This window comes from Candidatus Vicinibacter proximus (assembly GCA_016713905.1).
Classification (GTDB): domain Bacteria; phylum Bacteroidota; class Bacteroidia; order Chitinophagales; family Saprospiraceae; genus Vicinibacter; species Vicinibacter proximus.
Genome location: JADJOE010000003.1, coordinates 2,267,536 through 2,282,189, shown reverse-complemented (window position 1 = coordinate 2,282,189; position 14,654 = coordinate 2,267,536). Strand labels below are relative to the sequence as shown.

9 protein-coding genes are annotated in these 14,654 nt (G+C 41.3%); all 9 read right to left on the bottom strand.

Features of this window, described 5'->3' with window-relative positions; genetic code table 11:
• Nucleotides 1-595 precede the first annotated feature (595 nt).
• The 9 genes from IPJ83_17685 to IPJ83_17645 all read right to left on the bottom strand — a co-directional run bounded on the left by IPJ83_17685 (nt 596) and on the right by IPJ83_17645 (nt 14,379).
• Entirely contained in the window at nt 596-3,544 is a 2,949-nt protein-coding gene (locus tag IPJ83_17685) for a T9SS type B sorting domain-containing protein (protein ID MBK7882364.1), read from the bottom strand.
• 54 nt (nt 3,545-3,598) lie between these two features.
• Nucleotides 3,599-4,981, bottom strand: a complete 1,383-nt coding sequence (locus IPJ83_17680; protein MBK7882363.1) for a hypothetical protein — start codon at nt 4,979-4,981, stop codon at nt 3,599-3,601.
• Between the two features lie 272 nt (nt 4,982-5,253).
• A complete protein-coding gene (locus IPJ83_17675) occupies nt 5,254-8,223 on the bottom strand; it encodes a T9SS type B sorting domain-containing protein (GenBank protein MBK7882362.1) in 2,970 nt (989 codons plus the stop codon).
• 49 nt (nt 8,224-8,272) lie between these two features.
• Nucleotides 8,273-9,787: a hypothetical protein gene (locus tag IPJ83_17670; protein ID MBK7882361.1), complete on the bottom strand. Its 1,515-nt coding sequence runs from the start codon at nt 9,785-9,787 to the stop codon at nt 8,273-8,275.
• A 166-nt stretch (nt 9,788-9,953) separates the two neighbouring features.
• Nucleotides 9,954-12,197, bottom strand: coding sequence for a T9SS type B sorting domain-containing protein (locus tag IPJ83_17665; GenBank protein MBK7882360.1), 2,244 nt, complete (start codon nt 12,195-12,197; stop codon nt 9,954-9,956).
• Nucleotides 12,198-12,412: 215 nt separating this feature from the next.
• Nucleotides 12,413-12,922 (bottom strand): hypothetical protein, encoded by a 510-nt coding sequence (locus tag IPJ83_17660; protein ID MBK7882359.1) that lies wholly within the window; start codon nt 12,920-12,922, stop codon nt 12,413-12,415.
• A gap of 49 nt (nt 12,923-12,971) precedes the next feature.
• Nucleotides 12,972-13,358 (bottom strand): hypothetical protein, encoded by a 387-nt coding sequence (locus IPJ83_17655; protein MBK7882358.1) that lies wholly within the window; start codon nt 13,356-13,358, stop codon nt 12,972-12,974.
• Nucleotides 13,359-13,417: 59 nt separating this feature from the next.
• On the bottom strand, nt 13,418-14,032 hold the full coding sequence (locus tag IPJ83_17650; protein MBK7882357.1) for a hypothetical protein: 615 nt from the start codon (nt 14,030-14,032) through the stop codon (nt 13,418-13,420).
• Nucleotides 14,002-14,379, bottom strand: a complete 378-nt coding sequence (locus IPJ83_17645; GenBank protein ID MBK7882356.1) for a hypothetical protein — start codon at nt 14,377-14,379, stop codon at nt 14,002-14,004. The genes IPJ83_17650 and IPJ83_17645 overlap by 31 nt, the downstream gene beginning before the upstream one ends.
• Nucleotides 14,380-14,654 lie beyond the last annotated feature (275 nt).

Here is a 14,654-nt window from a genome sequence, read left to right as displayed (position 1 = left end):
AGCTCAAACAGTATTTTGTTCTAAACGCTTTTTAAATCAGTTTTAGCTAAAATGAAAAAGGCCGATCGGAAATTCTCATTCGGTATCTATATGATGAAGTGTCGGAATTTATTTAGGGTCAAGCCATAAATTTGGGGAGAAACTAGTTTGTAGGATTCTGATATTCATTAAAGTTGTCCTAAGTTCCATCCATTTGTTATTGTTCTTTTTTGTCTTGCTACAAAAAAGAACCAAAAAAAAATCAAGGCTGTTTTCATTTCTTAACGCCAAAACTGATTTAAAAAGCTAAACAAAATAAACTCGCATTAAGCAGTCGGAATAGCTCTGGGCCTTACTGTCATCTATTTGTTAGCTTATCTGCATGCGAGTTCAAACAGTATTTTGTTTTTAACGCTTTTTAAATCAGTTTTAGCTAAAATGAAAAAGGCCGAACTGAATTTCATATACGATAATATATGATGAGGTATTTGAATCTTTTTAATTCAATTAATAAAGATGTTTAATTTCTACTTAATCCCCTTAAATTTACATGACACCAATTTTAAGAGATTTATGGATTTTGCAAGCTTCGAATGGAAGGAATCATAACAATCTCCTACCTCACCAAAGTAAGATCTCCAGAGAAAGAAGTAGAGATACCTTGCGCATCATAGAGAACGATGTGGAACAGATACACACCCGGGATGCAAGGCATTCCATGGTGATTGCCATCCCAGCCCTGAGCTGGGGGAGGGGAAGCCATGAGTGCACCCCACCGGTCATAGATTTTGATTTCTGCCCTGGTCCAGGAACTGCCCCAGGAAGGCAACCAAAAGTCGTTGATGCCATCGTTGTTTGGGGAGAAGATCAATGGGGCAAAGAATTCATTGTTTTGTCTGACGGAGACTTTGAGTGTTTTGGTAATCTCACAGCCGTTGTCGTCGATGAAGGTGAGGGTATAAATTTGGTCGGTGGTTGCGGAAATGCGGAGCCCACCCTGATCCAGAGCGATTCCTTCACCGGGCCGGAACAAGATGTTTTGAATGGAGCCCTGGCGGAGTCTGTATTGCACCAGGACGGAAGACCCTGCATCGAGGGTAATGGAGTCTGTCATGTTGACTTCAAAGAGTGGCGGAGGCAGGATGAGGACTGTGTCAGAGCGGGTACAACCCAGCGCATCTGAAAAAGTGGCAATGTAAGATCCCGGAGGCAGAGAAGAAAAGATGCCGGAAAGATTGGTCATCCCGTTGAGAGCATATTGAATGGGAGGAATGCCACCTGAAGAAACCTTGAGGAGGACGCTTCCCAACTCCTCGCTGCAAAGAGGGTCGTAGGAAGTGATGACGTAAGAAAGTGGCGGTGCCTGGTCCACGCGGAAGGAAGAGCTTGCGGAGCAATTGTTGGCATCCGTGACGGTGAGGGAATAATTTCCCGGTGCTGCGGAAATGGCTCTTGTGGTATCGCCGGTGGACCACAGGAGGCTTCCGGAGGCTGAGGTGCTGAGCAAAGCAGTATCCCCTTCACAGAGGAGGGTATCTCCCAAAATGCTTACAGCGGGCAAAGGAAGAGGTTTTAGCCACAATTCCAGTAAAGTATCGCAACCGGAGGCAGCGTAGAGTGTATCTTTGATGAGAGAACCGGGAGGATAGGAGATGTTTTTGTAGATATATTTTTCATTCAGACAAAGAGGTCTGGTAACTTTGGTAAAGTTCAGATCAGAGGGGATGAGCGAGATGGAGAGGAGGGTGTCACAGGAAAGAGCAGCATGCAGGGTATCGAGAATAGTTTGACCCGGGAAGTAAGTTTTGTTTTTGTAGACCAAGGAACCGTTGCGACACCCAGTCAAAGAGTCAACACGTGAGAGGAGCCTGGAGGACTTTTGAATGAGGAGGGTGTCGTAGGACAGGCACCCGTCCTTAGACTTGAGCGTCAGGAAGTAGGATCCGGGATTGCGGAGAATGATATGAGGAGAGGCAGGAGATCCATTGATCCACAGGCTGTCCAATGCCGGGTGGTTGAGCAGGAGGGAAAAGGAATCGCCGTTGCAAAACTCCAGATCGGGTCCCAGATCAGCGGGAATGGAATGGGCTTCAGAGAGGAGTATCTGTGCCGTATCGGCACCACAGAAGAGATCGGTAGTGATGTACCGGTAGAGGCCAAAGGAATCAGAGCCGGGCACAAAGACCTTGTTGGCGGACTTCAGTGGAGGATAAAAAAGTCCATCTGAATCTGCGTTGGAGAGGAGAGGAAGAAGATCAACGGGATCAAGAGCCGGCAAGCAGATGTGAATGCTGGTATCGGGACCACTGTAAGGCTTGTTTCCCAGACGGAGGAAAGCACGGGCCAGAGAACCTGATTTCAGGGAATTGTGACCCTGAAAGGAGATCTGTCTGGAACCTGAAATTCTGAAGGGAGCATTGTTGATATATCGGAGTGATTTAAGCGCCAGGGTGTATTCTGCATCGGATGCGGATGATCCGGACAAAGTCCAGGTAGAATCAGAACGCTTAAGCAAAGAAAATCCCGGCGGGAGACCTGTGGAAGCAATGAATTCCAGCGGCAGATTAAGAGCATTGGAAAGGAGGATGGAGATGCTGTCCAGAGGAAAAGAAGTGTGGAGATAAAGATCGTCGTCGCAAAGAGTAGCGGAATCATTGGGCGCACAAAGTGCAAAGGGAATATCAAAATCATAGGGATAAAGACCGGAAGAATTATTGCGGTCCAGATCGAGCAGGAGATCACATTCGTTTTCTGAATCCAGAAATTCCAGAGGGTTTAGAATACCTATGAAATTGTTTTGAGTAAATGGTAGTTTTATTTTACAGAATTCTTTAATTTCTATATTTGATTTCAGATCATAGGCAATAATTCTGGTGTACTCTGTACTATATGAAAATTCAAATGGATGATTGGCTACTGAATCCAAATAAACGTTCATTGGCATATCAAGAGCTAAAGCAAGGTAATAGCTGGAGTCACAATCAATTATCATTTTTGTCAAATTGACAATTGGTACAGAAAATTGAACATTTTGAATGAATTGATAATTTTGAGTAAATCTAGTATAAGCAGCTGTATGAGTTAGCAGTATTTCCCCATTTTCGAAAAGTATGTTCCATGGACTAAACTTCCATTTAAACAAAAAATGAAGCGAGTCACCGATGAAATTTGACACCACAATGCTACTGTCAATAACGTTCTTAGCATACATTTTACCCAAATGATCAATTTTTAGAGGAGCACCACTTTGTGAGTAATTGTATTTTATAAATGAGTATAAAAGTGTAGTGTCACAAGTATTAAAATTTCTAATATAGTAAGCCACTCTTTGGAAGTTACCAGGAAGTGGAGTTGCTCTCATCCAAACAATATTACCATTTGGATGATATGCATAGGCTTTATAGGTATTGGGCGGACAGATGCTTGTAGTTAAAGTACAATTAGAAATATCCCACTCAATGTGATAACGACCAGCATAAAAGATAACATTCTGTGAACTTCCAGCGAATTGTGTAGCAAGAAGAAGACAAATGATAATAACAGCCTTCTGTATACGATTATCCATAAATAATTAAAGGACAGATGGGTAATTAGCAATTACCCACCTGTCGATAATGTATTATTTAGCAATGAACTTAATACTCAACACCTTTTCATTTGCCTTTATCCGGGCAAAATATATTCCGTGGATAAAATTTTGAGGAATTTGATAAATTATTTTTCCTTCCGTTAATTTAATTTTTTCTGAGTACAAGTTGTTTCCATTTGAATTAAAAAACATTAATTCTCCAAAGCCTGAATTGTTGCTGTGAATCTGAATTTCATGGAGATTATGATTATAAATCATGCTTAAATTACCTTGAATTACATCATCCAAAATTATCCGTGCATTAGTGCTTATAAGATGACCTTTCATATTGGTCGCTTCTACCTGCCTTTTAGGATCCCAAATAATTTCATTGGTTAAATTGTCAATTGATTTATTTGCAATCAAAGTAAAATTCAGAATTATTGATTCTCCATTTGTTTTTAATTCTTTTAAATTAGCATCCACCCATAAGATGGTGAGGCGATTGGTCAGCTCACTGTAAGCATAATTGATCGGGAAGTTTCCGGTGGAACTGATGTCTTTTATGGTGAATAAACTTTTATCAATTCTAATGGGTAATTCTAAACTAACAATGGGTTCATTGATTTCCACGGCCACACTAAATCGTAATTCTGAATTTGCGGGCACTTTTAGATTTTGGATATCTGTGCCGGATCTTGCAGAAACAGCAGGTGATTTAAAAGTGTAGGTATCACATACCCAGGCATTGGCAGTGGTGTTGTCAATTTCACCAACTTTTGTAGTTCTGTAATGGAGGTATCTGTTTTGATAATTTACGAGTGTGCTGTGACTCATGCTTGGGTAAATGATAATCTGATCAGTCCATAGATCCCATACTGAATAAGCAAAAGGATTGGAATTAAAGTGAGAAGAATTATTTGCCACCTGATATTCATTAAACCAATCCCAGCTGGTTCTATTAAAGAGGGTATTGTATAAAATGAGATTATAAATGGCAACTCTATCATTGGAATCAATAATTTGATTTCCTGTAGGATCAGCAGCAACAATTTTATAAGGATCAGTGATGTATTCAATACCCAATACATGCTTATTAATGGCGGCCACATCTGCGGCTGTAACGCCATCCTGATAATCATATACATCATTATCCGTGTAAGGGGTTACCTCGGCTACGCTTAGATTGGAATTTGAACTGGACGGTATTTCAACATAATCATCAAATTCAAAATCACCGCCGTCACATCCGGTGCTTGCATGAGAAGTTTCCGGTTCGCATGGCGTACCACTTACCTGATAAATCAACAAACTAAAAGAGTGGTTAGAGACTCCAAAATTATAATTACGAAATAAACAATGACCTGCCAAATCATACGGAATGCATTGCCCAACCACAATTCCAGGCAAACCGAGTGTCAAAAGTGTAGCCATGATGGAGGCGATGAAGGGTTTAAGAAAACCAAATTTCAGTGAAGAAAAATGGGGGGGGGGCGGAATTTAATTTTGCCAATTTTGAGGCAATAATTTGAGTTTTCATTGAAAATAATTTAGTTAAAAAAATAAATAACCAACTAGTGTTAAATCGGTGTCAGACGAATGTGGAATTTCCTGTGGTGAATATAATAATACTAAAATGAAATTTCCAAATTTTTTTGCAAATTATTTTGTGGGCTCATTTAAAAATTTCTAATCATAACAATCTCCTACCTCACCAAAGTAAGATCTCCAGAGAAAGAAGTAGAGATACCTTGCGCATCATAGAGAACGATGTGGAACAGATACACACCCGGGATGCAAGGCATTCCATGGTGATTGCCATCCCAGCCCTGAGCTGGGGGAGGGGAAGCCATGAGTGCACCCCACCGGTCATAGATTTTGATTTCTGCCCGGGTCCAGGAACTGCCCCAGGAAGGCAACCAAAAGTCGTTGATGCCATCGTTGTTGGGAGAGAAGATCTGTGGGGTGAAGAATTCATTGTTTTGCCTGACGGAGACCTTGAGCGTTTTGGTAATCTCACAGCCGTTGTCGTCGATGAAGGTGAGGGTATAAATTTGGTCGGTGGTTGCGGAAATGCGTAGCCCACCCTGATTCAGAGCGATTCCTTCACCGGGCCGGAACAAGATGTTTTGAATGGAGCCCTGGCGGAGTCTGTATTGCACCAGGACGGAAGACCCTGCATCGAGGATAAGGGAGTCTGTCATGTCGACTTCAAAGAGTGGTGGAGGCAGGATGAGGACTGTGTCAGAGCGGTTACAACCCAGTGCATCCGAAAAAGTGGCAATGTAAGATCCCGGAGGCAGAGAAGAAAAGATTCCGGAAAGATTGGTCATCCCGTTGAGAGCATATTGAATGGGAGGAATGCCACCGGAAGAAACCCTGAGGAGGACGCTTCCCAGCTCCTCGCTGCAAAGGGGGTCGTAAGAAGTGATGACGTAAGAAAGTGGCGGTGCCTGGTCCACGCGGAAGGAAGAGCTTGCGGAGCAATTGTTGGCATCCGTGACGGTGAGGGAATAATTTCCCGGGGTTGCGGGAATGGCTCTAGTGGTATCGCCGGTGGACCACAGGAGGCTTCCGGAGGCTGAGGTGCTGAGCAAGGCAGTGTCTCCTTCACAGAGGAGGGTATCTCCCAAAATGCTTACAGCGGGCAGAGGAAGCGGTTTTAGCCACAATTCCAGTAAAGTATCGCAACCTGAGGCGGCGTAGAGGGTATCTCTGATGAGAGAACCCGGAGGATAGACGATGTTTTTGTAGATATATTTTTCATTCAGACAAAGAGGTCTGGTAATTTTGGCAAAGTTCAGATCAGAGGGGATGAGCGAGATGGAGAGGAGGGTGTCACAGGAAAGAGCAGCATGCAGGGTATCGAGAATAGTTTGACCCGGGAAGTAAGTTTTATTTTTGTAGACCAGGGAACCGTTGCGACACACCGTCAAAGAGTCAACACGTGAGAGGAGCCTGGAGGACTTTTGAATGAGGAGGGTGTCGTAGGACAGGCACCCGTCCTTAGACTTGAGCGTCAGGAAGTAGGATCCGGGATTGCGGAGAATGATATGAGGAGAGGCAGGAGATCCATTGATCCACAGGCTGTCCAATGCCGGGTGGTTGAGCAGGAGGGAAAAGGAATCGCCGTTGCAAAACTCCAGATCGGGTCCCAGATCAGCGGGAATGGAATGGGCTTCAGAGAGGAGTATCTGTGCCGTATCGGTACCACAGAAGAGATCGGTAGTGATGTACCGGTAGAGGCCATAGGAATCAGAGCCGGGCACAAAGACCTTGTTGGTGGACTTCAATGGAGGATAAAAAAGTCCATCTGAATCTGCGTTGGAGAGGAGAGGAAGAAGATCAACGGGATCAAGAGCCGGCAAGCAGATGTGAATGCTGGTATCGGGACCACTGTAAGGCTTGTTTCCCAGACGGAGGAAAGCACGGGCCAGAGAACCTGATTTCAGGGAATTGTGACCCTGAAAGGAGATCTGTCTGGAACCAGAAATTCTGAAGGGAGCATTGTTGACATATCGGAGTGATTTAAGCGCCAGGGTGTATTCTGCATCGGATGCGGATGATCCGGACAAAGTCCAGGTAGAATCAGAACGCCTAAGCAAAGAAAATCCCTGCGGGAGACCTGTGGAAGCAATGAATTCCAGCGGCAGATTAAGTGCATTGGAAAGGAGGATGGTGATGCTGTCCAGAGGAAAAGAAGTGTGGAGATAAAGATCGTCGTCGCAAAGAGTAGCGGAATCATAGGGCGCACAAAGCGCGAAAGGAATATCAAAATCATAGGGATAAAGACCGGAAGAATTATTGCGGTCCAGATCGAGCAGGAGATCGCATTCCGGATCGGAACCAAGGTATTCATACTTACTGGTGAGATTTCCAGCCCACCCAACAACGTTTGTATCAAAAGCAGGAGTGTAGCACATGCTGTCCAATAAAATACCATTTTCCAAATCAAAACGGAACTGATAAATACCTAAATCCCAAGGTTTATCATTTAATGTTTTAATATCCTTTTTGCTTCCAAAACAAAAAGTATTAAAACTGTCACAATCGTAATAAATGTTTGTAAAACTACCTAACGAATGCGATAGATAATTATAAGATTTAATGAATTTAAAATTTTGGTCAAATTGGTCGATTTCACCAGAAAAATTGTCATAAGCAAAAAGCAAGCCTTTTATGTAAGTAAAATCATCAAAATAAATCCCCTTGTTTGGTAGAATACTAATAGTTTTAAAAGTATCTCTTAGACTTTCCGCGAGTAGCAATTTTTCATGCATCCCAATTCCACCTCTTGATATAATACGACCTAAATAGTCAATATAAAATAAACGAGGATACAGCGAAAAATTATCTTGTGAAAAGGATCTGATTATTTTTACCTCGCAATTTAATGGATCAATCTTAAATAGGACTATGGAGTCTTTTGGACAGTTAGATACGGGACCAAGACATTGCTGCCAAATTCCGATCAGATCTCCATTGGGATGATAACAAATTTGGTCAATAGCAATGTTCAAATTATCGCAGATAATTAAAGTATCCTTGCAATCAAAATTCGTGTGTAGAAAAGCATGCTTACGGTCAATGTATAATCTTGTAACAGCAAGTCTTTCCTGACTATATACAGTCTGAATAAAAATTAAAATGATGGTCAAAGAAATTAAATTCTTCATAATTAAAATAACCGGTCACAGATAAAATCCATGACCGGTAACGGTATAATTAAATTTTGATAATTTTTTTTGTTAAGATTTGTTGTTCCTTTTGGATGACCAAATGGAATAATCCCGGGGTTAATTGCACATCAAAATTCACTTCCTGATATCCAGCCTCCAAAGATAACTTTCCGGAAATAATTCTATTTCCCAAAGCATCAAAAAGATCATAAGAAACCGTTCTTTGAATATCGCTGGCAAAGGAAATTCTGCTTGTATTTCCTATTTGTCCAAAATCAAAATTATCCGGCGTATGCTTAATTAAAATCAGTGATAAATCGTTGGAAGTTAAAAGGTCCGGAAAACTGATGAGTTCAGGATTTCGGTTTTGATCCCAGGCTACTATTTTGCCCAGATGCAAGTGATCAGATTTGGCTTTTAAGGTAAATTTCAATAAGGGAGTTTGTGCTTCATAGTTGTGCTTCTCCAGTTTAGAATCCAGACCAAGAGCAGTTAATCGCTTATTTTTTTGCTGGAAGTTTGTTTTAACATTTAATTCTGGTATGGTTTCAATAGTTAAAATTTCAAGATACTTGTCATCTATGAAAACAGGTAATTCTAAACCATTTATAGAAATGTTTTGATCAGGGACCACATAAAATTCCAATAAATCCCCTTTATGAATTTTGATGTTACTTATGTTGCTGGTGTTGCTTCTTGAACTAATTTTTTCATTGCAGTTAAAACAACTTGGATAGCTTCCTGCTCCACACACCCAGGTATTTATAGAACCTCCATTTTCGGTTTTGTCAATGTCCCCAACTTTGGTGGATCTGTAATCAAAATATTTATATTGATTATTATCAACTTCTGAATAAGTAAGTCGAGGGAAAATCACACCACCCGGCCACTGATCTGAAATGACATACCTAAAAGGATATGTACTAAAACTTCCATAGGTAGATAATGAAATCATGTATGGATTAACCCATTCCCAACTTTGACGGTTAAATTCATCAATATAACCAAGAATTAAATCACTCAATTGATCATAGTCATCCCAATCTATAGTCTGGTCACCATCTGCATCGGCAGAAATTATTTTATAAGGGCAAGAAATATTTTCCAAACTATTGAGGTGAGCGGAAATTCTGGCCATATCGTAAGCAGTAACTCCGTTGGTATAATCCGCATAATCATTTTCGCTGGAGGGCAGAACTTTGATAGTATTATTATCACTGTTTTGGCCTAATAGGTAAATTGTTCCCTCGTAAATTTCATCCCCACAAGATTGAGTAGTAAAAGTTCCTTGAAAATTCCATTGAGCCCCGTTATCATCCGGATGGATTACCCAGATTGAAAAATCGTGATTCTCAACGCCATAACCTGCAGTTCTAAACAGACTAATACCACTGATGTCTAATGGATCCTGTCCAACCACAATTCCAGGCAAACCAAGTGTCAAGAGTATAGCCATGATGGAGGCGATGAAGGGTTTAAGAAAACCAAATTTCAGTGAAGAAAAATGGGGGGGGGCGGAATTTAATTTTGCCAATTTTGAGGCAATAATTTGAGTTTTCATAGAAAATAATTTAGTTAAAAAAATAAGTAACCAACTAGTGTTAAATCGGTGTCAGACGAATGTGGAATTTCCTGTGGTGAATATAATAATACTAAAATGAAATTTCCAAATTTTTTTGCAAATTATTTTGTGGGCTCATTTAAAAATTTCTAATCAGAACAATCTCCTACCTCACCAAAGTAAGATCTCCAGAGAAAGAAGTAGAGTTACCTTGCGCATCATAGAGAACGATGTGGAACAGATACACACCCGGGATGCAAGGCATTCCATGGTGATTGCCATCCCAGCCCTGAGCTGTGGGAGGGGAAGCCATGAGTGCACCCCACCGGTCATAGATTTTGATTTCTGCCCGGGTCCAGGAACTGCCCCAGGAAGGCAACCAAAAGTCGTTGATGCCATCGTTGTTTGGGGAGAAGATCAATGGGGCAAAGAATTCATTGTTTTGTCTGACGGAGACTTTGAGTGTTTTGGTAATCTCACAGCCATTGTCGTCGATGAAGGTGAGGGTATAAATTTGGTCGGTGGTTGCGGAAATGCGGAGCCCACCCTGATCCAGAGCGATTCCTTCACCGGGCCGGAACAAGATGTTTTGAATGGAGCCCTGGCGGAGTCTGTATTGCACCAGGACGGAAGACCCTGCATCGAGGGTAATGGAGTCTGTCATGTCGACTTCAAAGAGTGGCGGAGGCAGGATGAGGACTGTGTCAGAGCGGGTACAACCCAGCGCATCTGAAAAAGTGGCAATGTAAGATCCCGGAGGCAGAGAAGAAAAGATTCCGGAAAGATTGGTCATCCCGTTGAGAGCATATTGAATGGGAGGAATGCCACCTGAAGAAACCTTGAGGAGGACGCTTCCCAACTCCTCGCTGCAAAGAGGGTCGTAGGAAGTGATGACGTAAGAAAGTGGCGGTGCCTGGTCCACGCGGAAGGAAGAGCTTGCGGAGCAATTGTTGGCATCCGTGACGGTGAGGGAATAATTTCCCGGTGCTGCGGAAATGGCTCTAGTGGTATCGCCGGTGGACCACAGGAGGCTTCCGGAGGCTGAGGTGCTGAGCAAAGCAGTATCCCCTTCACAGAGGAGGGTATCTCCCAAAATGCTTACAGCGGGCAGAGGAAGAGGTTGTAGCCACAATTCCAGTAAAGTATCGCAGCCGGAGGCAGCGTAGAGTGTATCTTTGATGAGAGAACCGGGAGGATAGGAGACGTTTTTGTAGATATATTTTTCATTCAGACAAAGAGGTCTGGTAACTTTGGTAAAGTTCAGATCAGAGGGGATGAGCGAGATGGAGAGGAGGGTGTCACAGGAAAGAGCAGCATGCAGGGTATCGAGAATAGTTTGACCCGGGAAGTAAGTTTTATTTTTGTAGACCAGGGAACCGTTGCGACACACCGTCAAAGAGTCAACACGTGAGAGGAGCCTGGAGGACTTTTGAATGAGGAGGGTGTCGTAGGACAGGCACCCGTCCTTAGACTTGAGCGTCAGGAAGTAGGATCCGGGATTGCGGAGAATGATATGAGGAGAGGCAGGAGATCCATTGATCCACAGGCTGTCCAATGCCGGGTGGTTGAGCAGGAGGGAAAAGGAATCGCCGTTGCAAAACTCCAGATCGGGTCCCAGATCAGCGGGAATGGAAAGGGCTTCAGAGAGGAGTATCTGTGCCGTATCGGCACCGCAGAAGAGATCGGTAGTGATGTACCGGTAGAGGCCATAGGAATCAGAGCCGGGCACAAAGACCTTGTTGGTGGACTTCAATGGAGGATAAAAAAGTCCATCTGAATCTGCGTTGGAGAGGAGAGGAAGAAGATCAACGGGATCAAGAGCCGGCAAGCAGATGTGAATGCTGGTATCGGGACCACTGTAAGGCTTGTTGCCCAGACGGAGGAAAGCACGGGCCAGAGAACCTGATTTCAGGGAATTGTGACCCTGAAAGGAGATCTGTCTGGAACCTGAAATTCTGAAGGGAGCATTGTTGATATATCGGAGTGATTTAAGCGCCAGGGTGTATTCTGCATCGGATGCGGATGATCCGGACAAAGTCCAGGTAGAATCAGAACGCTTAAGCAAAGAAAATCCCGGCGGGAGACCTGTGGAAGCAATAAATTCCAGCGGCAGATTAAGAGCATTGGAAAGGAGGATGGAGATGCTGTCCAGAGGAAAAGAAGTGTGGAGATAAAGATCGTCGTCGCAAAGAGTAGCGGAATCATAGGGTGCACAAAGCGCGAAAGGAATATCAAAATCATAGGGATAAAGACCGGAAGAATTGTTGCGGTCCAGATCGAGCAGGAGATCACATTCCGGATCGGAACCAAGGTATTCATACTTACTGGTTAGATTTCCTCTCCACCCGATTACATTTGTGTCAAAAGCAGGAGTGTAACACAGGCTGTCCAATAAAATGCCATTTTCCAAATCAAAACGGAACTGATAAATTCCTAAATCCCAAGGTTTATCATTAAGTGTTTTTAAATCTCTTCTAGACCCAAAGCAGAAAGTATTGAAACTGTCACAATTGTAATAGATATTTGTAAAACTTCCTAAGGCATGTTTCGGATAATTAATAATATTAACAATATTAAAATTTTTATCAAATTGATAAATTTCACCGGAAATAAAATCATAACTGATTAAACTTCCTTTAATAAAAGTAAAATCTCTAAAATTAATTTTTTGTTAGGCAGGGTACCAATGATTTTGAAAGTGTCCATCAAGCTTTCTGCAAGCAGCAACTTGTCAAGCATTCCTATGCCTCCTTTTGAAATAATTCTGCCTAAGTAATCAATATAAAATAAATCAGGAACTATAGAAAAATTATCTTGTGAAAAGGATCTGATTACTTTTGCCTCGCAATTTAATGGATCAATCTTAAATAGGACTATGGAGTCTTTTGGACAGTTAGATACGGGACCAAGACATTGCTGCCAAATTCCGATCAGATCTCCATTGGGATGATAACAAATTTGGTCAATAGCAATGTTCAAATTATCGCAGATAATTAAAGTATCCTTGCAATCAAAATTCGTGTGTAGAAAAGCATGCTTACGGTCAATGTATAATCTTGTAACAGCAAGTCTTTCCTGACTATATACAGTCTGAATAAAAATTAAAATGATGGTCAAAGAAATTAAATTCTTCATAATTAAAATAACCGGTCACAGATAAAATCCATGACCGGTAACGGTATAATTAAATTTTGATAATTTTTTTTGTTAAGATTTGTTGTTCCTTTTGGATGACCAAATGGAATAATCCCGGGGTTAATTGCACATCAAAATTCACTTCCTGATATCCAGCCTCCAAAGATAACTTTCCGGAAATAATTCTATTTCCCAAAGCATCAAAAAGATCATAAGAAACCGTTCTTTGAATATCGCTGGCAAAGGAAATTCTGCTTGTATTTCCTATTTGTCCAAAATCAAAATTATCCGGCGTATGCTTAATTAAAATCAGTGATAAATCGTTGGAAGTTAAAAGGTCCGGAAAACTGATGAGTTCAGGATTTCGGTTTTGATCCCAGGCTACTATTTTGCCCAGATGCAAGTGATCAGATTTGGCTTTTAAGGTAAATTTCAATAAGGGAGTTTGTGCTTCATAGTTGTGCTTTTCCAGGTTAGAATCCAGACCAAGAGCAGTTAATCGCTTATTTTTTGCTGGAAGTTTGTTTTAACATTTAGTTCTGGTATGGTTTCAATAGTTAAAATTTCAAGATACTTGTCATCTATGAAAACAGGTAATTCTAAACCATTTATAGAAATGTTTTGATCAGGGACCACATAAAATTCCAATAAATCCCCTTTATGAATTTTGATGTTACTTATGTTGCTGGTGTTGCTTCTTGAACTAATTTTTTCATTGCAATTAAAACAACTTGGATAGCTTCCAGCTCCACACACCCAGGTATTTATAGAACCTCCATTTTCGGTTTTGTCAATGTCCCCAACTTTGGTGGATCTGTAATCAAAATATTTATATTGATTATTATCAACTTCTGAATAAGTAAGTCGAGGGAAAATCACACCACCCGGCCACTGATCTGAAATGACATACCTAAAAGGATATGTACTAAAACTTCCATAGGTAGATAATGAAATCATGTATGGATTAACCCATTCCCAACTTTGACGGTTAAATTCATCAATATAACCAAGAATTAAATCACTCAATTGATCATAGTCATCCCAATCTATAGTCTGGTCACCATCTGCATCGGCAGAAATTATTTTATAAGGGCAAGAAATATTTTCCAAACTGTTGAGGTGAGGGAAATTCTGGCCATATCGTAAGCAGTAACTCCGTTGGTATAATCCGTATAATCATTTTCGCTGGAGGGCAGAACTTTGATAGTATTATTATCACTGTTTTGGCCTAATAAGTAAATTGTTCCCTCGTATATTTCATCCCCACAAGATTGAGTAGTAAAAGCTCCTTGAAAATTCCATTGAGCCCCGTTATCATCCGGATGGATTACCCAGATTGAAAAATCGTGGTTCTCAACGCCATAACCTGCAGTTCTAAACAGACTAATACCACTGATGTCTAATGGATCCTGTCCAACCACAATTCCAGGCAAACCAAGTGTCAAGATTGTAGCCATGATGGAGGCGATGAAGGGTTTAAGAAAACCAAATTTCAGTGAAGAAAAATGGGGGGGCGGTGGAATTTAATTTTGCCAATTTTGAGGCAATAATTTGAGTTTTCATAGAAAATAATTTAGTTAAAAAAATAAGTAACCAACTAGTGTTAAATCGGTGTCTAAAAAAATGTGGTGTAATAAAAATTAAGTGAATATAGTAAAGGCTGATTGAGAATTCCAAATTTTTGGACATTTATTTTGATTGACATGAGGTATCAAAGGAAGATTTAAATTTT

What these genes read in the sequence shown, in the direction of transcription:
- IPJ83_17685 (MBK7882364.1), bottom strand. Translation starts at nt 3,544, where the DNA reads ATGGATAATCGTATACAGAAGGCTGTTATTATCATTTGTCTTCTTCTT.
- IPJ83_17680 (MBK7882363.1), bottom strand. Translation starts at nt 4,981, where the DNA reads ATGGCTACACTTTTGACACTCGGTTTGCCTGGAATTGTGGTTGGGCAA.
- IPJ83_17675 (MBK7882362.1), bottom strand. Translation starts at nt 8,223, where the DNA reads ATGAAGAATTTAATTTCTTTGACCATCATTTTAATTTTTATTCAGACT.
- IPJ83_17670 (MBK7882361.1), bottom strand. Translation starts at nt 9,787, where the DNA reads ATGAAAACTCAAATTATTGCCTCAAAATTGGCAAAATTAAATTCCGCC.
- IPJ83_17660 (MBK7882359.1), bottom strand. Translation starts at nt 12,922, where the DNA reads ATGAAGAATTTAATTTCTTTGACCATCATTTTAATTTTTATTCAGACT.
- IPJ83_17645 (MBK7882356.1), bottom strand. Translation starts at nt 14,379, where the DNA reads ATGGCTACAATCTTGACACTTGGTTTGCCTGGAATTGTGGTTGGACAG.